Annotated in this window: 22 protein-coding genes; 13 read left to right on the forward strand and 9 right to left on the reverse strand. The window is 70.3% G+C overall.

The features are described 5' to 3' along the window. The first annotated feature begins 45 nt into the window (after positions 1–45). The 12 genes from ABGB12_RS29755 (at position 46) to ABGB12_RS29810 (ending at position 13,497) form a co-directional block, all read left to right on the forward strand. Positions 46–1,155 carry an ABC transporter permease gene (locus ABGB12_RS29755; RefSeq protein WP_347682895.1) on the forward strand — a complete coding sequence of 370 codons (1,110 nt, stop codon included), beginning with the start codon at positions 46–48 and terminating at the stop codon, positions 1,153–1,155. A gap of 11 nt (positions 1,156–1,166) precedes the next feature. Next, positions 1,167–2,462, forward strand: a complete 1,296-nt coding sequence (locus tag ABGB12_RS29760) for a substrate-binding domain-containing protein (RefSeq protein WP_347682897.1) — start codon at positions 1,167–1,169, stop codon at positions 2,460–2,462. A 75-nt stretch (positions 2,463–2,537) separates the two neighbouring features. After that, a complete protein-coding gene (locus ABGB12_RS29765) occupies positions 2,538–5,033 on the forward strand; it encodes an ATP-binding cassette domain-containing protein (RefSeq protein ID WP_347682899.1) in 2,496 nt (831 codons plus the stop codon). After that, positions 5,030–6,568, forward strand: coding sequence for a class I adenylate-forming enzyme family protein (locus tag ABGB12_RS29770; RefSeq protein WP_347682901.1), 1,539 nt, complete (start codon positions 5,030–5,032; stop codon positions 6,566–6,568). The genes ABGB12_RS29765 and ABGB12_RS29770 overlap by 4 nt, the downstream gene beginning before the upstream one ends. Positions 6,569–6,635: 67 nt before the next feature. Further along, the gene (locus ABGB12_RS29775; RefSeq protein ID WP_347682903.1) at positions 6,636–7,484 is read left to right on the forward strand and encodes an enoyl-CoA hydratase; all 849 of its coding nucleotides are present in this window, start codon (positions 6,636–6,638) and stop codon (positions 7,482–7,484) included. Further along, complete coding sequence (locus tag ABGB12_RS29780) at positions 7,485–8,639, forward strand: acyl-CoA dehydrogenase family protein (RefSeq protein ID WP_347682905.1); 1,155 nt, start codon at positions 7,485–7,487, stop codon at positions 8,637–8,639. Then, positions 8,639–9,643, forward strand: a complete 1,005-nt coding sequence (locus ABGB12_RS29785; protein WP_347682908.1) for an acyl-CoA dehydrogenase family protein — start codon at positions 8,639–8,641, stop codon at positions 9,641–9,643. Before ABGB12_RS29780 ends, ABGB12_RS29785 begins: the two co-directional genes overlap by 1 nt. Beyond that, on the forward strand, positions 9,640–10,488 hold the full coding sequence (locus ABGB12_RS29790) for a VOC family protein (RefSeq protein ID WP_347682910.1): 849 nt from the start codon (positions 9,640–9,642) through the stop codon (positions 10,486–10,488). Before ABGB12_RS29785 ends, ABGB12_RS29790 begins: the two co-directional genes overlap by 4 nt. Next, on the forward strand, positions 10,485–11,480 hold the full coding sequence (locus ABGB12_RS29795; RefSeq protein ID WP_347682912.1) for a hypothetical protein: 996 nt from the start codon (positions 10,485–10,487) through the stop codon (positions 11,478–11,480). Before ABGB12_RS29790 ends, ABGB12_RS29795 begins: the two co-directional genes overlap by 4 nt. A 5-nt stretch (positions 11,481–11,485) precedes the next feature. Continuing rightward, positions 11,486–13,039 (forward strand): acyl-CoA synthetase, encoded by a 1,554-nt coding sequence (locus ABGB12_RS29800; protein ID WP_347682914.1) that lies wholly within the window; start codon positions 11,486–11,488, stop codon positions 13,037–13,039. Between the two features lie 27 nt (positions 13,040–13,066). Next, positions 13,067–13,273: a hypothetical protein gene (locus ABGB12_RS29805; protein ID WP_347682916.1), complete on the forward strand. Its 207-nt coding sequence runs from the start codon at positions 13,067–13,069 to the stop codon at positions 13,271–13,273. Beyond that, a complete protein-coding gene (locus ABGB12_RS29810; protein ID WP_347682918.1) occupies positions 13,273–13,497 on the forward strand; it encodes a type II toxin-antitoxin system HicA family toxin in 225 nt (74 codons plus the stop codon). Before ABGB12_RS29805 ends, ABGB12_RS29810 begins: the two co-directional genes overlap by 1 nt. Before the next feature lie 96 nt (positions 13,498–13,593). On the opposite strand, the gene ABGB12_RS29815 is transcribed toward ABGB12_RS29810, so the two are convergent. The 4 genes from ABGB12_RS29815 to ABGB12_RS29830 all read right to left on the reverse strand — a co-directional run bounded on the left by ABGB12_RS29815 (position 13,594) and on the right by ABGB12_RS29830 (position 16,658). Beyond that, positions 13,594–13,926 carry a hypothetical protein gene (locus ABGB12_RS29815; protein WP_347682920.1) on the reverse strand — a complete coding sequence of 111 codons (333 nt, stop codon included), beginning with the start codon at positions 13,924–13,926 and terminating at the stop codon, positions 13,594–13,596. A 32-nt stretch (positions 13,927–13,958) separates the two neighbouring features. Further along, complete coding sequence (locus ABGB12_RS29820; RefSeq protein WP_347682922.1) at positions 13,959–14,684, reverse strand: hypothetical protein; 726 nt, start codon at positions 14,682–14,684, stop codon at positions 13,959–13,961. A 28-nt stretch (positions 14,685–14,712) separates the two neighbouring features. Then, positions 14,713–15,942, reverse strand: a complete 1,230-nt coding sequence (locus ABGB12_RS29825; protein WP_347682924.1) for a hypothetical protein — start codon at positions 15,940–15,942, stop codon at positions 14,713–14,715. Positions 15,943–16,190: 248 nt separating this feature from the next. Continuing rightward, positions 16,191–16,658, reverse strand: a complete 468-nt coding sequence (locus ABGB12_RS29830) for a hypothetical protein (RefSeq protein ID WP_347682926.1) — start codon at positions 16,656–16,658, stop codon at positions 16,191–16,193. Between the two features lie 700 nt (positions 16,659–17,358). On the opposite strand from ABGB12_RS29830, the gene ABGB12_RS29835 reads away from it, so the two are divergent. After that, the gene (locus ABGB12_RS29835; protein ID WP_347682928.1) at positions 17,359–17,661 is read left to right on the forward strand and encodes a hypothetical protein; all 303 of its coding nucleotides are present in this window, start codon (positions 17,359–17,361) and stop codon (positions 17,659–17,661) included. Between the two features lie 146 nt (positions 17,662–17,807). Here the strand turns inward: ABGB12_RS29835 and ABGB12_RS29840 are convergent, their stop codons facing one another. The 5 genes from ABGB12_RS29840 to ABGB12_RS29860 all read right to left on the reverse strand — a co-directional run bounded on the left by ABGB12_RS29840 (position 17,808) and on the right by ABGB12_RS29860 (position 24,198). Further along, positions 17,808–18,623, reverse strand: a complete 816-nt coding sequence (locus ABGB12_RS29840) for a mycofactocin-coupled SDR family oxidoreductase (protein WP_347682930.1) — start codon at positions 18,621–18,623, stop codon at positions 17,808–17,810. Between the two features lie 39 nt (positions 18,624–18,662). Continuing rightward, positions 18,663–20,138, reverse strand: coding sequence for an aldehyde dehydrogenase family protein (locus ABGB12_RS29845; protein ID WP_347682931.1), 1,476 nt, complete (start codon positions 20,136–20,138; stop codon positions 18,663–18,665). Between the two features lie 50 nt (positions 20,139–20,188). Next, a complete protein-coding gene (locus tag ABGB12_RS29850; RefSeq protein WP_347682933.1) occupies positions 20,189–21,409 on the reverse strand; it encodes a cytochrome P450 in 1,221 nt (406 codons plus the stop codon). Positions 21,410–21,445: 36 nt separating this feature from the next. Then, positions 21,446–21,640, reverse strand: coding sequence for a ferredoxin (locus ABGB12_RS29855; protein ID WP_347682935.1), 195 nt, complete (start codon positions 21,638–21,640; stop codon positions 21,446–21,448). Between the two features lie 104 nt (positions 21,641–21,744). Beyond that, on the reverse strand, positions 21,745–24,198 hold the full coding sequence (locus tag ABGB12_RS29860) for a CoA transferase (protein ID WP_347682937.1): 2,454 nt from the start codon (positions 24,196–24,198) through the stop codon (positions 21,745–21,747). Positions 24,199–24,223 lie beyond the last annotated feature (25 nt).

The following is a 24,223-nucleotide window of genomic DNA, read 5'->3' on the forward strand; positions in this document are numbered from 1 at the left end:
ACAGGCATACCCGGCCTGTCGAAGAAACCGCATCCGGAGGGGCATGTGCCTGAACGCATCGAAGTGAGAGATGCCGCTGCTACGAACGGATCGGCGAAATCCGCGGCCTCCTCCCGGCTGCCGGGCGAGGAACGACGCCGGGCCGTCTGGGAGGCGCGCTACCCGGCGCGCTTTCGCATCGTGTGGGTCGCGCTCGCCGTGCTGCTCGCCGTCATCGCCGTCGTCGAACCCCAGGTGCTGTCCGGGTCCTCGCTGAAGGCCGTCACCGCGCTCACCGGGGTGCTCGTCCTCATCGCGCTCGGAACCCAGCTGGTTCTCCAGACCGGCCAGATCGACCTCTCGCCCGGTGCCACGATCACCCTGGTCGCGGCGGCGGTCGTGCACCACTCCGACGCCGTCGAGGCCAGGCTGGGCACGGCGATCGGAATCGCGCTGGCCGCCGCGGCCCTGATCGGGCTGGTCAACGGGCTGCTCATCGGCCTGGTCGGGCTCAACGCCCTGATCGTCACGCTGGCGACGGCGAGCGTGATCTCGGGCGTCACCCTCCTGTGGCTCGGCGTCCCGCCGTCCCCCAGCGGCCGGGTGCCCGACTCCCTGTACGACCTGGCCCACGCCGGCATCGGCCCGGTCAGCGTGGTGCTGGTCATCGCGCTGGCGGCCGCGGTCGGGGTGGCGTGGTTCCTGCGGCGCGCCCCGGCCGGCCGGCGCTTCGTCGCCATCGGCGGCAACCCGGCCGCCGCCGAGGTGCTCGGCCTGCGGGTGCGGACCCACCGGGCCGCGGTCTACGTGTTCGCCTCCACGATGTACGGCGTCGCGGGAGTCCTCGCGGCCGGGTTCGTCCGCAGCCCCGACATGACGCTCGGCGAGCAGTACCTCTTCACGACCATCGTCGCGGTCGCCCTCGGCGGGACCCTCCTGCACGGCGGCACCGCGAGCGTCTCCAGCACGGTGGCGGCCTGCGTGTTCCTGACTCTGCTCGACCAGCTGCTCGCAGGTCGGAACATCCCCGCCGGCTACCGGGTCCTGGTCCAGGGCGTCGTCCTCGTCCTCGCCGTCGCCGCCGTGAACGTCGGCTCCACCACGCTGGCGGCTCTCCGCCGGAGGGCACGGCGCGAACCCCCTTCCGTGGCCACCGCCACGGCTCCCCCCGCCTGAAGGAGGCAAAAATGCCCATCAACCACTCCAGAACCCTCAGGATCGGGAGATCCAGCCGGTCGGCCGCGGTCGGCGTGTCGCTGGTCGCCGCGCTCCTCGCCGGCGCCTGCGGCAACTCGGCCACCCAGCCCTCGACCGGCGAGAAGAGGTCCATCGGCCGGATCACCGTCCCCGACGTGCCGGAAGCAGACCTGAAGGCGACGCTCGACCGGGTCTTCACCGGCGCCGCGCCCGCCGTGTCCGAGCTCGATCCGACGGTCGTCGCCGCGCTCAAGACCGCTTCGGTGCCGCTGACCCCGGAGCAGAAGAAGATCGCCGACCGGTGTTCGGAGGAGAGTTCCTGCGACACCGGCACGGGCTCGGTCACGATCGCGATGGCCGAGTCCTTCGGCCAGGCCACCCGCCGGAAGGTGTTCCGCCGCGAGATGGTCGAGCAGGCCGTCGCCTCCGGCCGGGTCCGCAAGATCATTCACCTGGACGCGCGCGGCGACCTCCAGACGTTCCTGTCCAACTTCCGCAGCCTGGTCACCCAGAACGTCGACGTCGTCTTCAGCGCCTTCGACTTCGGCGCCTCGGCGCTGCCGCAGGTCAAGGACGCCACCGCCAAGGGCATCCTGGTCGTGCCGGTGACCACCGGGCTCGCCGGGGCGACCCCCGGCGAGGACTACGCCTTCGACGTCGCGACCGACGTGTGCTCGGTCGGGACGCAGATGGCCGAGGCCGCCGTGAAGGCCGGGGGCGAGAACGGCTCCGCCGCCGTCTACACCGGCCCGGCGGGCAACCAGTACGCCGCGCAGTGGCAGCCGTGCCTGAAGAAGGTGCTCGACGCCCACGGCTGGAAGACCACGCTGAGCGGCAACACCGACTGGACCCCGCAGGGCGAAGCCAAGATCGCCGCCACGCTGGCGGGCTCCAAGGAGAAGCCCGACGCGCTGTTCTACGACAGCGCGCCGACCGTCCTGCTCAAGGCGCTGCTGGACGCCGACAAGCCCGCGCCCTTCGTGGTGTCGAACACCGCGACGTACGAGTACCTGAAGTTCGTCCACGACGAGAACAAGAAGGGCACGAAGATCGACGCCCAGGTCGCCCCGTTCCAGAGCTGGCTGTTCCGGGTCGGCGTCACGGGTGCTCTGCTGCGGCTCTCCGGCGAGAAGGTCGCCGACCACGTCCAGATCCCGAGCGTCTTCGCCCCGGCCTCGACCGTGTACGACCTCGCGGGCGACGGCATCGACACGCTGTCTCCGCTGCTGCCGGCCTTCCCGCTGCTCGACGACGACGTCGCGCAGAGCCTGTACCAGAGCAAGTAGGGCCGCGGGGGTTCCGGGCCCGTCCGGAACCCCCGCACTCCGATCACCGAGTCCGACCGTCGGGAGTACGTCCTCATGTCCACAGCCACCCCGTCGCCGCCGTTGCGGCTCGCCCGGGTCAGCAAGTCCTACGCGGGATCCCCCGCGCTCGACGACGTCAGCTTCGAGTGCCGTGCGGGCGAGGTGCACGCCCTGGTCGGCGAGAACGGGTCGGGAAAGTCGACCCTGATCAAGATCGCGTCCGGGGTGGTCCGCGCCGACCGGGGCCAGGTTCTGATCGGAGGGAAGGCGCTGCGGCCCGCCGGCCCCCGGCGCGCCAAGGAGCTCGGTCTGCTGACCGCCTACCAGGACACCTCGCTCGTGCTCGGCCTGAGCGTGGCGGACAACTTCCTGCTCGCCCAGCACGGCGCCACCCGCCCGTCGTGGCGGCGCGACACCGGCCTGGCCGCCCGGTCCCTGGCCGAGTACGACCTGCCGTGGCACACCGACGACCTCGTCTCCGAGCTGAGTCCGGGCGAACGCCAGCTTCTGGAGGTGGTGCGGCTGCTGGCGTTCCAGCCGCGGGTCCTGGTCCTGGACGAGCCGACGGCCGGCCTCGACGCGGTCGGCGCCGAACTGCTGGAGAACATCGTCGACACCGCCAGATCGCGCGGCGTCGGCATCGTCTACGTGACCCACCGGCTCGGCGAGATCGAAAGGCTCGCCGACCGGATCAGCGTTTTGCGCAGCGGCCGGATCGTCGGCGAGCACGCGCGCGGCTCGTGGGACCGGGCCTCCATCGTCGACCTCATGGTCGGGGTGCCGACCTCCCTGGCCTTCCCTCCCAAGGCCGCCGCGCTCGACCCCGGCGACGAGGTCCTCAGGCTGGAGGACGTGTGCGGCGAGGGCTTCGGCCCGGTGGACCTGTCCGTGCGGCGCGGCGAGATCGTCGGCCTGGCGGGCGCGGAGGGCAACGGCCAGCGCCGGATCCTGCGCGCCTGCGTCGGCGCGGCCGGGTACCGGGGAACCGTGGAGATCGAGGGAGAAAGGACGTCCTGGACACCGGGCCGCGCACTGCGCGCCGGGGCGGTGCTGCTCAGCGGGGACCGCCACGTGGACGGGATGTTCCCCGACCTCCCGGTCATGGAGAACGCCGTCTTCCCCGTCCGCCGCGCCCTGGCCCGGCTCGCCCCGGTCTCCCGGACCGGTGACACGGCCGTCTACCTCCCGCTCGCCGGCCGGCTCGGCATCGTCGCCTCCTCCCGCGACCAGCCCGTGGCCGAACTGTCGGGAGGCAACCAGCAGAAGGCCGTGGTGGCCAGGGCGATGGACGACGGCCTGTCGGTCGTGGTCATCGACGAGCCGACGCAGGGCGTGGACGCAGGCGCGCGCCTGGACATCCACCGCGCCCTGCGCGACAAGGCGGCCTCCGGGAGCGGGATCCTGCTCGCCTCGTCCGACGCCGCCGAACTGGCCGGGTTGTGCGACCGCGTCCTGGTCGTCTCCCGCGGGCGGATCGTCCGGGAGTTGCGGGGCGACGAGTTGGACGAGACGACGATCGTCGAGGCGTTCGTCACGGCCGGGCACTCCCGGGACGTCCCGGCCTCCCCGGAGAAGAAGCCCGCCGGGCGGGGCGGACTCGCCCGGCTCGTCTCCTCTCCGCGGCTGCCCGTCCTGATCGTCCTGGCCATGACGGCCGCGCTCGCGCTCTACGCCGGCGCCCGCTCCCCGGTCTTCTGGACGGCCCCGAACATGATCGCGCTGCTGACCGGCGCGCTGCCGCTGATCGCCATCGCGATCGGCCAGCAGGGGGTCCTGCTCACCGGAGGGTTCGACCTGTCGGTCGGCTCCGCCATGACGCTCAGCGTGGTGCTCGCCTCGTTCTGGATCTCGGCGGCCTCGCCGGTCGCGATCCTGCCCGGCGTGGCCCTGGTCCTGCTGGCGGGGGCCGCCGTGGGCCTGCTCAACTGGTTCGTGGTCGGGGTGCTCCGGGTGGACGCGATCATCGGCACGATCGCCACGCTCAGCGTGATCCAGGGCATCGCCACGATCATGCGCCCGCTGCCCGGAGGGGCCATCGGCCAGGGGCTGGTCCACGGGCTCTCCTACAACGTGGGGCCGGTCCCCGTGGTGCTGATCGTCTTCCTGGTCCTCGTGGTCGCCGCCGACCTGTGGCTGCGCCGCACCCTCGCCGGGCTGACCGTGCGGGCCACCGGGATGGCCGAGGAGGCGGTCCGGCGCAGCGGCGCGCGGGTCGTCCTCATCCGGGCGGGCGGCTTCGTCTTCGTCGCGCTCATGGCGGCGGTCGGCGGCCTGCTGCTCGCCTCCCAGCTCGGCCTGGGCTCCAACTCCGCGGGCGCGACCTACGTGCTGGCGGCGTTCACCGCCTGCTTCCTGGGCGGCGCGAACCTCACGGGCGGCAGGGGCTCCTTCCTCGGGGCGACGCTCGGCGCCGTCTTCCTGACCCTGCTCATCAACGTCGCCCCGCTGCTGGACTTCTCGGACGCGCTGAGCGAACTGGCGACGGGCGTGCTGCTGCTGGCCGCCGTCATCCTGTTCTCCCTCCAGCGCGGGAGGGGTCGAGCGGCATGAGGGCTCCGCTCGATCTGACCGGGCTGCTGGACGCCGCGCTCGCCGAGGCCGCCGACCGGGTCGTGCTGGTGGACGCCGGCCGGAGCCTGACCGGTGCCCAGGTGCGCCGCCGGGTCGACGAGATCGCCTCCTGGCTGCGGGAGCGGGGAGCCGGCCCCGGCCGGGTGGTCGCCGCGTGCCAGGGCAACCACACCGAGGCGGTCGTGCTGTTCCTGGCGGCGCAGCGGGCGGGCGCGGTGTGGGCGGGGATCAACCCCGGACTCGGCGCCAAGGAGAAGGCCCGGCTGGTCGCCGGGCTGGATCCCGCCGTCCTGGTGGCGGACGAGCCCGCCGAGACGCTGCTCGGCGGCGCGCCCCCGGACGGCTGCCACCTGACCGGCGAGGCCGGCTCCGGTTCCGGCCCGGTGGAGCGCGCCGCGGCCGACCCGACGGCCCCCGCCGCCATCGCCTTCACCAGCGGCACGACCTCCGCCCCCAAGGGGGTCGTGCACAGCGGGCACAACCTCGCGCTGGCCGCGCTCGGCGTGGCCGGCCGGCGGACCCGGCCCGACGGTCCCCTCGGCTCGTGCCTGCCGGTCATGGTGCTGAACATCATGCTGCTGGGCCCCGTCGCGGCGCTGCTCAGCGGACGCCGGTCGGTCCTGATCCCGAAACCGTCCGGGCAGGTCGTGGCCCGGTGGGTGGCCGAGCACCGCGTCGCGGAGCTCGGCGTGCCGCCCACGGTCATCCACGACCTGCTCGACACGTGTGAGTCCCCGCGCGAGACGCTCCGTTCCCTGGTCTGGCTGGAGTCGGGCGGGGCCGCGTGCACCCAGCGGCTCGCCGAGCGTTACGAGGCCGCGACGGGCAACCGGATCGTCCGGTCGTACGGGCTCACCGAGGCCCCCGGGACGGTCTGCGCCCCCGACAGCCCGTCCGCGCAGGTCCCCGGGGCCAGCGGCCGGCCGCTCGAGCACCTGCGGCTGGTGATCCGGGACTCCTCTGGCGCGCCCGTACCGGCCGGGACGTCCGGCGAGATCTGCCTCGGCGCCAGGGACGACGGCCCGTTCGCCGGCCTGTACCGTCCGATGCTCGGTTACTGGCGTTCGGAGCGGGAGGCGCCGGTCGTCGCCGGAGAGCTGCGCACCGGCGACCTGGGCGTGCTGGACGAGGACGGGAACGTCCGGGTGCTGGGCCGGGACAGCGAGCTCATCATCCGCGGCGGCGCCAACATCGCGCCGCAGGAGGTCGAGACCGCGCTGACCGCCCATCCCCTGGTGGCGCAGGCGTCCGTCTTCGGGATCCCCGACGAGCGGCTCGGCCAGGTGGTCGCGGCGGCGGTCGAGGTGCCCGGACCGGTGCCGACCGTCGAGGAGCTGCGCGCGCACGTCGCCGCCGAGCTGGCCTGGGGTAAGGCCCCCCGGTACGTCCTGGCCGTGCGGACGCTGCCCAGGAACGCCGCGGGGAAGATCCAGAAGGCGCCGCTGCGGGAGGCGGTCGAGGCGGTGCTCCGCGCGGGCGGGCACCCCCGGCACCTGCTGATCGACCGGACCTGAACCGGGGCCTCCGTACGGACCACCCCCACCATGCGAGTATGTTACATGTAACATGAAAGGAGTGATCGTGTCTGACTTCACCACGGTCCGCTACACGGTCGACGGCCCCGTGGCCTGGATCGAGATGAACCGCCCCGAGAAGCGCAACGCGCAGAGCGTGCCCATGACGTACGAACTGAACGAGGCGTTCGACCTGGCCGCCAGGGACCGTGACGTCGCCGTCGTCGTCCTGGCCGGAGCGGGCCCTCACTTCTCCGCCGGACACGACATCACCGACCCCGACCGCTACGCCGAGCCCGACCACTGCGTCGGCACCTGGGCCGGCTGGGACGCCGGCGGCGCCGAAGGCCGCCTGGCCCGCGAGCACGAGATCTACTTCGACATGTGCAGGCGCTGGCGCGACTTCGCCAAGCCGACCATCGCCGCGGTCCAGGGCAAGTGCATCGGCGGCGGGCTCATGCTCGCCTGGGTGTGCGACCTCATCGTGGCCGCCGAGGACGCCCAGTTCCTCGACCCGGTCGTGAACTTCGGCATCGGCGGCGTCGAATGGCTCGCCCACCCGTGGGAGCTCGGCCCGCGCAAGGCCAAGGAACTGCTGATGACGGCCGAGTCGTGGAGCGCCCAGGAGGCGGCGTCCCTCGGCATGGTCAACCACGTCGTGCCCCGCGACGAGCTGCGGGACTTCACCCAGCGGCTCGCCGAGAAGATCGCGAGCAAGCCGAGGCTTGCGGTCAAGCTCGTCAAGGAGGCCATCAACGCGACGCTCGACGCGCAGGGCCAGACAAGCGCCATGCAGACGGCGTTCGCTCTGCACCAGCTCGCCCACGCGCACAACGTCATCCAGTTCGGCGAGCCCCTCGACCCCTCGGGCATCCCCGCGGCGGTCCGCCCCAAGACCACGAAGAAGGAGGACTAGATGGACCTCACGCTCACCGCCGAGGAGGAGCGCTTCTACCAGGAGGCGCACACCTGGCTCGCGGCCAACGTCCCCGACGGCGCCCACTCGCCCCCCGGCACCCCCGAGGCCGTCCAGCGCAGCCGGGCCTGGGACCGCGCCCTGTTCGAAGCGGGCTGGTCGGTGCTCACCTGGCCCGCCCGTTACGGCGGACGGGACGCGTCCATCATGCAGTGGCTGCTGTTCGAGGACGCCTACCACAGCTTGGACGCCCCCTACCGGCTCTCCCAGAACGGCATCTCGCTGCTGGCTCCCACCGTCATGGAGTACGGGACGGACCGGCAGAAGGAGCAGATCCTCCTGCCGATGGCGCGGGGCGACGTCATCTGGGCCCAGGCCTGGTCCGAGCCCGGCGCCGGCAGCGACCTGGCCGCCCTCACCTCCAAGGCGACCAAGGTGCCCGGCGGCTTCCGGCTCGACGGACGCAAGATCTGGAGCTCCCACGCCGCCTCCGCGGACATGGCCTTCGGCCTGTTCCGCACCGGCGACCCCGGCGAACGCCACCGCGGCCTGACCTACCTGCTGATGCCGCTCGACGCCGCGGGCGTCACCATCTCGCCGATCCCCCGGATCGACGGCCACGCGAGCTTCGCCGAGATCCAGTTCGACAACGTCTTCGTCCCCGACGACGACGTGCTCGGCGGGGTCGGGCGGGGCTGGCAGGTCGCGATGGCCACCACCGGCTCCGAGCGCGGATTCGCGCTGCGCAGCCCCGGCCGGTTCGTCAGCGCGGCCGAACGGCTGCTGTCCCTGCTCGACTCGTCCGTCGCGCGGCAGTTCCCCGACCTGGTGGACCGGGCCGCCCAGATGTGGCAGGACGCCCGCGCCTACCGGCTGCGGGTGCTGGCCATGGCCGCCCGGGTCGGCCGCGGCGAGTCCGTCGGCGCCGAGTCGAGCTTCGACAAGCTCTACTGGTCCGAGCTCGACGTCCGGCTGAACGAGCTCGCCCTGGACATCCTGAGCGCCACCGGCTTCCCCGAGACCAACGACCCGAAGCTGCGGCGCTGGCTCGAAGGCCTCGTCACGGCGCTGCCCGGAACCATCTGGGGCGGCACCAACGAGATCCAGCGCAACATCCTCGCCCAGCGCGCACTCGCCCTTCCCAGGAGCTACTGATGGACTTCTCCTTCGACACCGACCACGTCGAGATGGCCGGGGCCGTCCGCGAACTGCTGACCCGCGACTTCCCCGCCGAAGCCCTGCGCTCGTCGGCCGGCGACCGGTCCGCGCGCCGCAAGATCTGGGACCAGCTCGCGGGTCAGGGCCTGCACGCGACGCTCGTCCCCGAGGCCCGCGGCGGCCTGGAGCTCGGCTGGGAAGCCGCGGTGCTGTGCCTGACCGAGCTGGGCCGGGCGGCCGTGCCCGGTCCCTTCATCGACTCGGTCGCCGTGGCCCCCGCGCTGCTGGCCTCCGCGCCGGGAGACGCCGCCGCCGACCTGCTCACCCGGCTCGCCGAGGGTGCGACGACCGTGGGCGTGGCCGAGCACGGCGGGCTCGTGGCCTGCGCGGAAGACGTGGAGGTGGTCCTCGTGATCCGCGGTGAGCAGATCACCGCGCTCTCCGTCGGGCCCGGCTCGTTCATCCCCGTGCCCACGCTGGACGAGTCCATGCCGCTGTCCCGGCTGTCGGGGGGCGAGGAGCTCTTCACCGTCGAGGTGACGCCCGGGGACGTGCGTTTCGCCCGGGCCTCCGGCGCGCTCGCGGCCAGCGCCCAGCTCATCGGCGCCACCCGGCGCATCATCGACATGACCGTCGGCTACGTGGCGCAGCGGGAGCAGTTCGGCCGGACGATCGGCTCCTTCCAGGCCGTCCAGCACGCGCTCGTCGACGCCGCCCTGAAGCAGACGTTCGCCGAGCCCGTGGTGCACGCCGCGGCCTGGGCGATGGGGGACGGCGACTACGAGGCGCCGGTGTCCCACGCGAAGATCGCCGCCTCCGACGCGGCGCACCTGGCGTCCCGGACGGGTTTCCAGCTGCACGGCGCCATCGGGTACACCTACGAGTACGACCTGCACCTCTGGCTCAAGCGCGCGAAGACCCTCACGGGGCTCTACGGGACGCCGTCCCACCACCGGGCCCGGCTCAGGGAGCACGTGCTGTCCCTGGCGGAGGCCTCATGACCGTCCACGGTTTCTCGCATATCAACATCAACTGCACCGACCTGGACGCCACGGTCGGCTTCTACGCCGGGCTGCTCGGGATGCCGGTGGCCAAGAGGCTCCCGGTGCGGGAGAACACCGGCGCGCTCGTCGGGCTCGCACCGCCGCACACCAACCGGGTCGCGGTGCTGTCCCCCGGGAGCGGCGAGCCCGGGATGGAGCTCATCGAATGGCATCTGCCGACCCCTCCCCCGCCGGTGGAGGCCCCGGCGGGCGGGCGGCTCGCGGGCGTCGCCGCGCTGCGCCTCACGGTCGCCGACCTCGAGGCCGTCCGCGGCTCGCTGCCGGAGGCCGAGGATCGGGACGGCCTGGTCGTCACCTACGCCCCCGAAGGCGAGCGCGTCGAACTGGTGCAGGGCGACCGGACGGCTCTGCAGGCGGTCACCGTCGTGGTCGCGGACCTGGACGCCGCGGCACGCGCCTACGACGCGGTCCTCGGGATCGGGCCGAGCCCGGAAGGACAAAGGCTCGGTGACGACGGGACGCCCTTCCGCGAACTCGACCTGATCGTGCCCGCCAAGCCCGCGCCGCTGACCGTGACGCTCCGCGAGTACCGGGACGGGCTCACCCACGTCGTGCCCGAGCGCCGCGCCGACACCCCCGGGGCGCTGCGCCTGGCCTTCTTCGACAAGGACATCGAGGGCGCGCACGAGCGCGCCCTGACCGCCGGGGGCACCTCACTGTCGGCGCCCGAACTCTTCTACTTCGGCTCGCTCACCGCGCACGCCGCGCTCTGGTTCGACCGGGACGGCGTCCTGATCGAGGTGCTGACCTTCCTACGCGCAGAATCCAAGGAGACGAAATGACGCTGATGAGCGTGCTCGGGCCGGTGGAGGAGTCCGAGCTGGGCAGGGTGCTCGTCCACGAGCACGTGCGGGTGGCCTTCGCCGGCTGGGACCTCGACCCCCGCGGCACCATCGGCCGCGACGAGGAGATCGCCACCGCCGTCGGGCGGATGCGCGAGCTCCAGGAGTTCGGCGTGCGGACCTTCGTCGACCCCTGCCCCATCGAGCTCGGCCGGGACGTGACGCTGCTGAAGGAGGTGAGCGAGCGGACCGGCATGCACATCGTCGCCGCCACGGGTTTCTACCACGAGGAGGACGGCATGGGGATCCCCTACTACTGGCGCATGCGCTGGGTCGAGGAGATCGCCGAGCTGTACCTGCACGAGATCCAGAACGGCATCGACGGCACCGGGATCCGCCCCGGCGTCATCAAGACCGCGACGTCCAAGCCGGTGGGCCGGCACGACCTGAAGATCCTCGCCGCCACGGGCATCGCCGCCCGCGAGTCCGGGCTGGCCGTCATCACCCACACCACCCACGCGGCCGGGGTCGAGGAGCAGCTCGAGGCGTTCGAGAAGGCCGGGGTCGACCCGTCCCGCTGCCTCATCGGCCACCAGGACGAGCAGAAGGACTACGACGTCCTGCTCAAGATCGTGGAACGCGGACACTTCGTCGGGTTCGACCGGATCGGCATCTCCCGGCTCGCCGCGGACGAGCACCGCGCCGACAACATCGCCCGGCTCGTCCGGGACGGCTACGCCGGGCAGATCTGCCTCTCGCAGGACCACATGTGCTACGACGCCCACCCGCGTCCCGCCTACTGGATCCCGCCGAACCGCGCCGAAGAGGTGTTCCGCGACATCAAGCCGGTCGCGGACGAGGAGCTGTGGGGCCGCTCGCACACCTACATGTTCACCTCGTTCTTCCCGCTGCTGCACGAACGCGGCGTGTCCCAGGAGGAGATCGACCTCATGCTGACCGAGAACGCCGTCCGTCTCCTCACCGGGAAGTAGCAGCCGTGGACCTCGGACTTCACGCGGCGCAACAGCCGGACAGACCCGCAGTGATCATGGCCGAGAGCGGCGCCGTGACGACCTACCGCGAGCTGAACGCCAGGTCGACCCGGCTGGCCCGGCTGCTGAGGTCCGAGGGCCTGCGCCCCGGCGACCACATCGCGATCATGATGGAGAACCGCCCCGAGTTCCTGGAGGCGGTCTGGGCCGCCCAGCGCACCGGCCTGAAGTACACGCCGGTCAACTGGCACCTGACCGCCCGCGAGGCGCAGTACATCGTGAACGACTCCGGCTCCCTGGTCCTGATCACCTCCGCCGCCCTGGCGGAGGTGGTCGACCCGGCGGCCCCCGGCTGCGCGCTGCGCCGGACCCTGATCGTCAACGCGGGCCCCGGCCGGCGCGAGGACTACGAGACGGCCCTGGCCGAGTGGTCCGACGAGCCGCTCGACGACCAGGTCGAGGGCCGCTACATGTTCTACTCCTCGGGCACCACCGGCGACCCCAAGGGCATCGACGGCCCGCTGCCGGGCGTCCCGTTCGGCACCGGCTCCCCCTTCGACCGGGACCTGGGAACGTCCTTCGGCTACGGCCGCGACACCGTCTACCTCTGCCCGGCCCCGCTCTACCACGCGGCCCCGCTCAACTGGACGCTCGGCGCGCACCGCCACGGCGGCACCGCCGTGGTCCTGGAGAAGTTCGACGCCGAGACGGCACTGGCGCAGATCGAGGCCCGTCGGGTCACGCACGCCCAGTTCGTCCCCACGATGTTCGTGCGCATGCTGAAGCTCCCCCCGCGGATCCGCGACCGGTACGACCACTCGTCCCTGCGGATGGTGCTCCACTCCGCCGCGCCCTGCCCGCTCGACGTCAAACGCGCGATGATCGACTGGTGGGGTCCGATCCTGGTGGAGTACTACGGCTCCACCGAGGGCATCGGCATGACCCGCATCGACTCCCCCGAATGGCTGACCCACCCCGGTTCCGTGGGCCGCCCGCTGCCCCCGGCCACCCTGCACGTCCTCGGCCCCGACGGCCGCGAACTGCCGCCCGGCCAGGTAGGCGAGGTCCACTTCGGCGGCGGCCCCCGCTTCGAGTACCACAACGCCCCGGACAAGACCCGCGCCTCCTACACCCCCGACGGCCTGGCCACCTGCGGCGACCTGGGCCATCTCGACGAGGACGGTTACCTCTACCTGTCGGAACGCCGCACCGACCTGGTCCTCAGCGGAGGCGTGAACCTCTACCCGCAGGAGATCGAGGCCGCGCTCATCATGAGCCCCCTGGTCGCGGACGTCGCCGTCATCGGAGTCCCCGACGACGAACTCGGCGAGGCCGTCAAGGCCGTCGTCGAACCGGCCCCCGGCGTCCCCGCGAACGACGCGACGACCGCAGAGATCATGCGGTTCGCCCGAGCGAACCTGTCGTCCTTCAAATGCCCCAAGTCGATCGATTTCGCGCCCGAGCTCCCCCGCCTCCCGTCCGGCAAGATGCTCCGCCGCAAGATCCGCGAGGAATACGGGACCCGGACGCGCTCTCACAACGACGTTGCCGGGACGTGAGGAGGGCCGGGACGTAGACTCGGCGACATGAAGCGGATGGTGCAGATCCCGTACGAGCTCGAGCAGGAAGAAGACGGCAGCTGGGGTGCTCATGCCTCTTTTCCTCGGGGAGGCGCTCACGGGGTCGGGGAGACTCCGGAGGAGGCGGTCGCTGACCTGTACGAGGCCGTCAACCTGGTGATCGAGGAGTTCGGTGTACCGCAGGTACTGACCATCGTGCAGGATGTCGCCTGATGCCTCCTTTGCCTGTGGTTTCGGGGGCACAGGTGGTCAAAGTGCTAGAAAAGGCTGGATTCACGCTCGCGAGGGTCAAGGGTAGCCATCACATGATGACGGGCCCGTCGGGGCGGTTCACCGTCGTGCCCGTGCACCGGGGCAAGGATCTACCGCCTGGAACCCTGCGGCGCATCATCAACGACACGGGTCTGTCCGTAGGGGAGTTCATCGGCTTGCTGTAAGCCTTGGCGATGCCCTGATCCGACCTCCGGGCGCAGGCCTCGTCCTTGAAGGCGGGCTCAGCCCACGCGGTCCCCGCCGATCCTCTGACGGGCAGTTCACGGCTTCGGACTCCCGGCACTCACGGACGTGCCGTAGACGTGCCAGTCGTAGATGCCATCACTCCCGTCGAGGTCGTCATACCCATGAGCGGTGACCTCGACGGCGCCGTCATGGGTGGTGATTCCCCAGATCGTCCAGTCCGGGCCTCCCTCGATGCCCCACTCCTCGTCCTCGACCTTCGCGGAACGGGCATCCTGGAGCGCGACCAGACGCCATCGGCGAAGAGCAGGCGCGCACGGGAGACACGGGCCTTCCTCTGAAGACGGATCACGGGCAGGCTCGCCCTTCGGGGGTTGAAGATCGTCAGCCGCATCATGGACCTCGATCACGGCCTCTTGCTACCGACCATGAACGATCAAGGTCAGGCGGGCGGCATCAGATCGCTCTCGCTGATGGTGTACGTCAGCAGGGGGTAGATGAAGTCCGTTTCCTTGTTCTCACGGCGCCGTAGTCGGTAGAACTCGTGCCTCTGCTCATCGTCGGCCGACATGAGGCGCTCACCCTGCGGGAGGTATGCGTGTCCGTCGCGAAACCGAACGAAGGTCTTTGACGTTCGAAAGGTCACACCGAACCATTGGCTGTCCGTCGTCTGGACGGGCGTGTCCAGTACGATCTTGTGCCTGAGTCGCCGATTCGAGTCGACAGAGAACGCGACGATGCTGTTGTGGGCGAGGGGGATCTCGAACTTCTCGCCACCAGACCCCTTTGATTCGAAGATCAGCTTCCTCGGCGGGCTCGCTTCGGGATGCCGGTAGCAGGAGAAAACGGCGATGAACGACCCGTCGGCCAGATCGAGGGCCTGGTCGGAATGGCTGCCCATGGTTCTGTAATCGTTCGTGTAGATCTCGATGAGAGCGTTGTTGAAGCCGACCGGAAGCGCCGCACGTTCTTGAATCTGTTGCGCCAGCCGTTCGTGCACCGCACGGAAGCGCTGCGCCGGGCTGCTGTATTGAGTGGTAGTACGTACGAGAGGCACACCATCCGCCTCGTCGATCTTGGTGAGCACGGCACCACGCCGGCCTTTTCCCACGTCTTCCAGACGAGCCGACGCGGACAGCTCCGCGAAGAGATTCTCCTCGGTCGGCAAAGTGTACGAGAGGATCTCATCCGAGATCCTATTCTCGGGGGGCAGCGTAGTCTCCCGTGTTCATACTGAAGACGAACTCGTCGCCGTAATCAATGAAGGACGAGGTCTTGTTCTCCTCGGCGTACAGTCTGCGCAGCTCGTTCATGCCCGCCGGCGTGGGCGGCTCCAGCCTCACCAGATCTCCGTCCACCTTGAGGAACGTGTGGCCGTTCTTGTGAACGGCTTCGGCGCTCGAACAGCGCACCACGTATCCCAGGCGGGTCGGGAGCGACTCGGCGTCCAACGTCGAGGGCCGGATTTCGTGCGTGTACAGGCGGTTGGTGGACAGCGGCATGAAGAACACGGAGCCGGGGTGGAGAGTCAGGGTGAACTGCCGGGGGAACGCGACCCCGTCGCGTTCCCCGATCGGCTCCTTGAGGCGAAAGTGCAGCCTGGTCAGCCCGCTGACACCCTTCACACCGTAGTCGAAGGCGTCTTCGGCCAGGGGCTGCAGCTTGTCGAGCCGGTCATAGAAGGTACAGAAGGCCATGATGCCGTTGACGGGCATGTCCTTGGTCTTGTCGGCATGGGCCGAGATCTTGGCCTTGGACTGCTTGCGCTCAGTCGTGGCAGGGGCGTTGTGGTAGATCTGAGCGAGGACGTGATTCAGCGGTGCCTGGTTCCGGAAGACGGCGGCGGCCTCGAGGTTCAGAGCCTCGACGATACGCGTGTCGGTCGGGCGGAAGCTCTCGGTCGGCCCCGAGAGATTCGTGGAGCACCGGAGCAGACGGAAATGCAGTTCGTCACCGTTTCGTGTGACGGGCGTCAGATAGATTCCGCTGCGATGGGCTGTTCCAGGCTTGGTGGACTCCGTCAGGGACTGGAACTCGTGCTCCGCACGGATCCGTCCGAAGTGATCGGCGCCAAGGCCGAAAAAGCGGCGGTAGTACACGCCGACGCCGTGTACGCGGATGGGAACTCGGCCGAGGCCGACGAGGGTCCAAGGTTCGTCGACGTCCTCGCGGTAACCGTGTGACAGCTCCCGGACAACGAATACCCGGGCCGCCGCACGCAATCGGCGGCCGCTGATCCCGGATACGTCGCCACACAGGTAGACGGTCTTCTGCGCGAGGTCGGTCGAACCCGAAGCAAGGTCCTCTGGCGTGATCGTGGACCCGAAAAAGTCCCTGATCAACTCACTGTCCTGCAACGTCGAAGGCGCGACCAAGATGTTGCCCGCATCCTCGAGGCGGGCTTCCATCGGCTCTGCCGTGCGCATCAAACCGTACCTGCCGTTCGCACTCCGAGACACGAACCCGCAGAGCCGACCAGACGGCTCGCCGACCCGATCGACCCATTCCATGAAATTCCGGACGGTAGAGGATGCAAGATATCAGCCTTCAGCCGACCGCGCCCCGGCCGTACGATGTCCGCCTCTCAGGAAACTTATTCATAAGCCCTCAAGAAGAGCAGTCCGGGCGCACGCAGTACGTCACGTATTCAGAACGCCACGCCGTGTCAGGTCTGTCATTCCGCCGCTTCTGAGGCGGTTCGGCTTTTGGTGCCGCCGAGCTTGCGCGGGACGGAGCGACGGGCTTTGGGGAACACGATGATGATCACGGACAGGCCGAACAGCAGGTAGAGGGCGTTCTCCACCCACGAGAAGGAGCCGGGGTCGTAGACGTAGTCGTTCGACCCGGTGTACAGCGCTGGGATCACGGTGCCGATGCCGACGTCGTCCGGCACGTCGCCCTTGTACTCGACGTGGTGCAGTGTCGTCCCGTCGTCGCCGGAGAAGGTGCCGCTCCAGGTCGTGTTGCGGCGGGAGCTCTCCCCCTGGCTTTCGATCCGGAAGGTGCCGGACGTGCCGGAACCCAGGTTCGCGCGGACCGCCGGGACGAGTGATTGCGCGGAGAAGAAGACGATCATCGCGCCGCAGAGTATGGAGAAGAAGGAGGTGAGCGCCTCGCCTTTTCCGGTCTTCCGCTCGGCCACGATTCTCCCCTGTCCGGGAGACCTCTCTCCCCCGTATTGCTGATGCGGGAGAGGGCTGGTCGGTTCGCCTGATGTCCGAGAAGCTCGATCGGGCACGCGGGCAGGGGAACGGATCGGTTGTTTCTGGCCGTTCTGGCGGCTGGCGATGATCGTGGTGATGACGATCGTGGCGGAGATGATGAGCGTGATGAGGACAAGGGCGAGCGGCCAGTCAACGGTGATGCTTCCTTGGACGAAGGGGTCCTTTTGCTCATCGTCGGCTCTACCCGCGCCGGTCGGTCAGGGAACATGGTCCGTCAGTGCGGACCATCGTCGTCATGACGTTCATGGTCTGGGAGAGGAGGGATGGCCGAATGCGTCGCGATGGGTCAGGTCGTCTTGACGCCTTCACGGCCGTCAACGGCCATCACCAGAAGGATGATGAATGAGATCGATGTCCAGCTTGGTGGTCCCAGGGGCGGTGCTTCTCCTCGCGACCGGGTGCGGGAAGAGCGTCTCCCTTGATGGACCGCCTACGCCTGGCGCCGAGTCGCCGGTCCCGTCGTCCTCGCCCACCTGGCATCTCCCGGGTGCCTGCGCCCTGCTCGATCCGTCCGTCGGCCGGGGGATCCTGGGGGCTCCCGTCGTCCAGCCCCGCCTGGCAGGGGAGCGCTCGTGGCGGGCTGAGGACGATCCTGCGAGCACCATCCGCATCGTGGCAGTGGAGGGGTTCGCCGAGACAGGTGAACGGAACCTCGAACGCAACACTGCGGTCATCCGCGAACGCTACGGCGAGATGGACGCCGACGAGTGTGCTCCGCTGCCGGTGTCCACCGTTTGCTGGGTGCCTCCTTCCAGGGGCGGAACGCTGACTTCCAGGGGCGGAACGCTGATCGTTCACGCCATCAAGAACGATGTCATGGTCACGTTCATCGCCAAGGGCTCCCTGCTCTCGTCCACTCCGGACGGAGCCGTTCGGCGTCTTGCGGAACAGACCGCCACGTCGGTTCTTTCCCGGCTCTGATCCCGTCGGCCGTCGTCGCGGTGGCCGGCAGGGTCTGACGCAGTGAAGCCGCCGACCGGTGGAGTCCGGTCGGCGGCTGGGTGGTGCTGTGCTCTCGCGGCCGGCGCGCCGCGGGCCACAGCGGGGGCCGGGGCCAGCCGTGTGCGTCAGCGCACGGTGAAACCGGCGTCCACGGGGAGGGCGACGCCCGTGATGTAGCGGGCGGCGTCGCTGACGAGCCAGGCGACGGACTCGGCGATGTCCTCGGGCTGGAGGACCTGGACGGGCAGGGCGTTCTGCATGGTGGACAGGCCGGCGCCGGCCGCGGCGACCACGTCCAGGAACGCCTGGTTGTTGATCATTCCGGTGTTGACGCCCGTGGGGTGGATGGTGTTGACACGGATGTCGTGGGGGGCCAGGTCGTTGGCGAAGACCTGCATGAGGCCGACGAGGCCGCGTTTGGCGGCGGTGTAGGCCTGCGATCCCGCGATCGGAGAGCCGGTGCCCTTGATGCCGGCGCTGGAGCTGGTGATGACGATGGAGCCGCCGCGGCCGCCCTCGACGAGGGCCGGGATGGCGACCCGGCAGGTGTTCCAGACGCCGGTGAGGTTGGTGTCGATGATGTCGCGCCACTCGGTGACCGGGTCGACCTCGGTGAAGCGGACGATGCCGGCGTTGGCGATGACGATGTCGACGCGGCCGAACTCCGCGAGGCCCTCTTCGAAGACGGCCTGCAGGGCGGCCTGGTCGCGGACGTCGGCGACGCGGGCCAGGATCTTGCCGCCCTCGGCCTCTACCAGCTTCTTCGTCTCCTCCAGATCGGCCGGGGAGGCGTTGGAGTAGTCCATCGACTCGATGTCGGCGCAGATGTCGACGCCGATGATCGAGACGCCCTCGCGGGCGAGGCGGACGGCGTGGGCGCGGCCCTGGCCGCGGGCGACGCCGGTGATGAAGGCGACCTTGCCGGACAGACCTGATGTCATTTCTGGTTCCTTGGTGTCGGGGTGGTGGGTGGGGGCCGTTCAGGCCAGGGCGATGCCGACGGCCTTGACGCGGAGGAACTCCTCGATGCCGGGGCGGCCGCCCTCCTTGCCGAAGCCGCTGAGGCCGAAGCCGCCGAACGGGCGGTGCACGGCGAGGTTGGCGGCGCCGTTGATGAGGACCTCGCCGGAGACCAGGGCCTCGGCCATGCGGTGGGCGCGGCGCAGGTCCTTGGTCTGGATGTAGGCGGACAGGCCGTACCTGGTGGCGTTGGCGATGGCGATCGCCTCTTCCTCGGTGTCGAACGGGATGATCGACAGGACCGGGCCGAACACCTCGGTCTGGGCGAGTTCGGAGTACGGGTCGACGTCGGCGAAGACGGTGGGCTCGAGGAAGTAGCCGCCGGCCAGGTCGCCGTCCAGGGTCAGCCGGACGCCGCCGGTGACCAGGCGGGCGCCGTCGGCCTCTGCCCGCTCGATCATGCCGAGGATGCGGTCGACCGCCGCCTGGTTGATCACCGGGCCGGACTGGACGGCGGGGTCGAACGGGTCGCCCACCGTGATGTTCTCGGCGATCGCGGTGACCTGGGCGACGACCTCGTCGTAGATGGAGCGCTGGACGAGCATGCGGGTCGGGAACGCGCAGCCTTGGCCGCTGAGCAGCGCCACCGGCAGGAACACGCCGTGCGGGCAGACCACGTCCAGGTCGGAGTCCTCGAACACGATGTTGGCGGACTTGCCGCCCAGTTCCAGCACCGCGGGCTTCATCTGGTCGGCGCAGGCGTGCAGGATCTTGCGGGCGGTCTCGGGGCCGCCGGTGAAGGTGACCTTCTGGACGAGGGGGTGTTCCACCAGCGCCGCCCCGGCCTCGGGCGCGCCGGGCAGGATGTTGACGACTCCGGCGGGAATACCCGCCTGCTCGACCAGGTCGGCGAACAGCTCGCCGGAGAACGGCGTCATCTCCGACGGCTTGACCACGACGGTGTTGCCCGCCGCGAGCGCCGCGGGGATCTTCATCGCCAGCGAGATGAGCGGCCCGTTCCAGGTGATGATGATGCCGATGACGCCGTAAGGCTGCGGCAGGGTGTAGCCGAGCTCGCCGGTGTCGGTGCTCATCGCGGTCATGTCGCCGGAGAGCTTGTCGGCCCAGCCCGCGTAGTAGCGGACCCACTCGCTGGAGGTGCCCGCCATGCCGGCCGCGGCCGTCATCGGCGTGGCGTTGTCGAGCGTGCCGCGCCGCGCGAACTCCGTCGCGTTCTCGTCGATCAGGTCGGCCAGGCGCATCAGCAGCCGGCGGCGCTCGGACGGCGCAGTCCTGCTCCAGCTCTGGAACGCCTCGTGCGCCGCCTTGACGGCCTGGTCGATCTCGGCGGCTCCGGCCAGCGGGATCTCCTTGTCCACCTTGCCGGTGGACGGGTCGACGTGCCCGTACACGCCGCCGGAACCGGACGTCAGCCGCTCGGCGCCGATCCGCAGGTGGACGTCGGGACGCGTCCGGTCCACTTCGTTGGTCGTCATCTGTGTTTCCTTGTCTTGAACGAGGGTGGAAGGGGTGGATCGGCCGTCGGTCAGGCCAGGACGCCGGAGCCCTCGCGGGTGCCGGGGGTGAACGTGGCGGGCAGGGTGGCCCAGCCGTTGACGACGCCGATGGTCGAGTAGCGTCCGGCGGAGGCCTCGATGGTGTAGTCCGGCATCCGGCGCAGCACCTCCTGGAGGATCACGCCGAACTCGACGCGGGCGAGGTTGGAGCCCAGGCAGCGGTGGATGCCGAGGCCGAAGGCCTGGTGCCGGTTGGGGAAGCGGTCGAGGACGACCTCGTCGGGCCTGTCGAACATCGTCTCGTCGAAGTTGGCGGACGACCACGACATCAGGACCTGGTCTCCGGCCTTGATCTGCTGCCCGCCCAGCTCGCAGGCGCGGGTGGCGGTGCGCGACAGCGCCTGGACCGGGGAGAAGTACCGCAGGAACTCCTCGGTGGCCTGCGGGATCAGCTCGGGGTTCTCGCGCAGCCGGGCGCGCTCCTCGGGGTGGCGGGCCAGCCATTCCAGGACGCTGCCGGTCAGCGCCGAGGTGGTGTCGATGCCGCCGTAGATCACCAGGCTGATCATCTCCATCAGCCGCTGGTCGCTCAACGGCGCGCCGTCGACCTCGGAGTGGACCAGGGCGGAGATCAGGTCGTCGGCGGGCTCGGCGCGGCGCTGGACGACGGCCTCCTGGACCTGGCCCATCAGCGCCATGATCTGGGCGACCGCGGCGTCGTTCTCGGGTGTGCCCGGCACCGAGTGGATCGAGGCGTGCACGGCCGCGGAGAACTTCTGCCAGTCGTCGGTGGGCAGCCCCAGCAGCTTCAGGGTGAGGATGGCCGGGACGGGGCCCGCGATGTCGCTCATGAAGTCCGCCGTTCCGGACTCGATGACGCGGTCGACGCAGAAGGTGACGGCCTCTTCCAGATAGGGGCGCCACTGCTCGGCCTTGCCCGGGGAGAACCACGGGGTCAGCAGCTTGCGGTAGGTGTGGAACTCCGGCGGGTCCATCTCGATGGGCACCTGGCGGATCGCGGTGACCGGGACCGTGACGCCGAGGTGCGAGCCGTCGGGGAGTTCCTGGTAGGAGGAGAAGGTGGTGTCGTCGTGCACCACGGTGGAGACGTCGTCGTAGCGGCTGACGACCCAGAAGCCGCCGTGCGCCTCGCTGCGCGCGACCGGACAGGTCGCCCGCAGTTCCGCGTTGATCTCACGCCAGTTCTCGGCGTAGTGGGTCGAGTGGTGGTCGAAGTCCTGGGCGGTCATGGCCTGGCTCCAAGGGGGTCGGGGTGGGGAGGTGGATCAGTCGGTGAGGGTGATCGCCCGCTCGGGGCAGGCGGCCGCGGCGCGCCGGGCGACGGGCTCCTGGCCCGCCGGCACCTTTTCCTGCAGCGGCAGGGCGTGCTCGGCCTCGTCGTCGAAGCCGAACAGTTCCGGCGCCGCCGACAGGCACTGGGCGTGTCCCTGACAGCGGTCGGGATCGACGGAGATGCGCATGGTGAACCTCTTGATCGTAAAGTGAGTTATTGATTACTTTCTGTAACACCCCGGGGGGTGGCGTGGGGATGCGGAGCCGCCGTTCCCCGGGGCTGCACCGGGGGTCAGCCGCAGGCGATCACACCGCGGGCTTCGAGGTCCTCGATGGCCTTCTCGTCGTAGCCGACCTCGCCGAGCACCTTGCGGGTGTGCTGGCCCAGTGAGCAGCCGACGGTGGCGGTGGTGGCCGAGCGGGAGAAGCCGACGAGGGGCCCGACGCGGGTGTACTCGCCGAGCACCGGGCTGTCCACTTCGGCCGTGTAGCCGTGCGCCCGCCCGAACTCACCCATGTAGTTCTTCTCCACCGGCCGTTCGTCGACCATCACGCAGCCGACGTCGGCCGCGAGCAGGTCGCGCTCCCAGTCGGCGGCCGGGCGGGTGGCGAAGACCTCGGCCAGTCCTTCGGTCAGCTCGGCGTCGTGTGCCTTGCGGGCCTCGTCGGTGGCGAACCTGGGGTCCGCGGCCAGTCCGGCGAACGCCGGCACGGCGGTCAGGTCACGCCAGTCGCCGTCCGAGGGGACCGCGAGGAAGACCCAGCCCTGTGCCGTCTCGTACAGGCGGTAACGGGCGTTCAGCCCGAAGCCCTGCGCGTCGACCTTGGCGGGCTCGGGACGGCCCTCGTACTCGAGCATCTCCTCGCCTTGGACGTGCGCGCACGTCTGCAGCATCGTGGTGAGCATGTGCCGGCCGCCCATGCCGATCCGCTGCAGGTACGCGCCGAGGCTCAGCGCGGTGCCGACGACCAGCGCCGCGAGCCCGTCCGGCTGTGCGACCGCGGGCCCGACCGCGTAGGTCAGCTGCACCGACCTCGCCCTGATGACGGCCAGGTCGTCGACGTTCTCGTCGGGCACCAGCGTCCCGGCGTTGCGCATCGCGATGCCCGCGCCCGACGCCATGGTGGGGGCGAACGCCGGACGGTGGCCGTAGGGGCCGTCGATCCCGTAGCCCGGGGCGTCCAGGTAGATCAGGTTCGGGTTCAGCTTCAGCAGGGCCTTCGCGCCGATGCCGAGCCTGTCGGCGGCGCCGGCCCGGAACCCGCACAGCACGATGTCCGCCTGCTCCGCGATCCGCGCCAGCACGGGCCTGCTCTCCGGCGAGCCCAGGTCGAGCGCCACCGACTCCTTGCCCTGCAGCACCCTCACTCCCCCGGCCTCGGGGAACGGCTGCATGCTCCGCGCGGGTTCGCCCTCCAGCGGCTCGATCTTGATGACCCTGGCGCCCAGGTCGGTGAGCATGGTGGCGCCGAACGGGGCCGCGAAGATCTTGCCGAGTTCCAGGATCGTCACCCCGGCCAGCGGCAGCTTTCCGACGGGGGCGTCCGGCGCCGACGGGACGGGCCGTCCGGCGGAGTCGGCTTCGGCGATCCGGGCCCGGATCCGGGCGCCGTGCTCGTCGAGCGCGGGCGCGCTCCCGGTCAGCTCGCCGGGCGTGCGGTCCAGCTTGATCAACTGACCCGGCTGGAGCACCGGGCCGTGCTCGGGGTCGGTGATGGTCACCGTCTGGCGCGCGAACTCCATCTGCGGGTGGTGGAGCAGAGCGGTGCCGCGCCGGTAGACCTCGGCGAAGACGTTCGGGTCGTGCTCGAACACCTCCTGCCACTGCGCGAGCGTGCGCTTCTTGACCTCGGTGAGCAGGATGTCCCAGAACCGCATGCGCTGCTGCCTGTCCTCGAACTCCGGGGCCGTCGACCACTCGGGGTCGTCGTACATCCACTCCAGGCCTGAGGCCTTCATGAACGCGCGGAACAGGTGCGGCTGCGCCTGGGAGAACTGCAGCCAGTGCCCGTCAGCGGTGACGGCCACCAGCAGCCGGAACGTGAAGCTGTAGTTGGGGACCCCGTCGTCGGCGATGGGCGGGGCCGCGACGAACGCGTCGGGGAACTTCGAGGTGATCCAGGCGCCGACCTGGTTCCACGGGTCCTGGGCCGCGAGGCTCTGCGCCAGGCTGGAGGTGACGAGCTGACCGGCTCCGCTGTCCTCGCGCTCGCGCAGGGCGACGAAGATGCCCTGGAGCAGGGTCTGGGTCGCGCTCCAGGACGCGTACGGCACCGAGACGAAGCTCGGTCCGGGCCGGATGGACATGCCGGCGAAGGCGCTGCCCATGGCCCCGAGCTTGGCCAGGACCAGGCCCTCGTAGCCCTTGGTGCCGGCCATCGGGCCGGTCTCGCCCCAGCCGGTGGCCACGGCGTACACCAGACGCGGGTTGCGCGCCGACAGCGTCTCGTGGTCGAGGCCGAACCTCCGCAGCGCCGGGGCGCGCAGCGTGGTGACGAACACGTCCGCCTCGTCCACGAGCCGCCGGGCGGCCTCCGCGTCGGCCTCCTGGTGCAGGTCCAGGACGATGCTCTGCTTGCCGCGGGCCAGGAACGGGAAGCCCGCCTCGCCGCGGTAGGGCACCCCGCCGGGCGCCTCGACCGTGACGACCTCGGCGCCCAGGTCGGCCAGCAGGCCGCCGACCTGCATCCCGGTGAGGGTGGGGGAGATCTCTACGACACGGAGATGGTCCAAGGGACCGCTCATACCTGTGCTCCTGTGTTTCTTCGGA

The organism is Actinocorallia sp. B10E7, from assembly GCF_039871655.1.
GTDB lineage: Bacteria > Actinomycetota > Actinomycetes > Streptosporangiales > Streptosporangiaceae > Actinocorallia.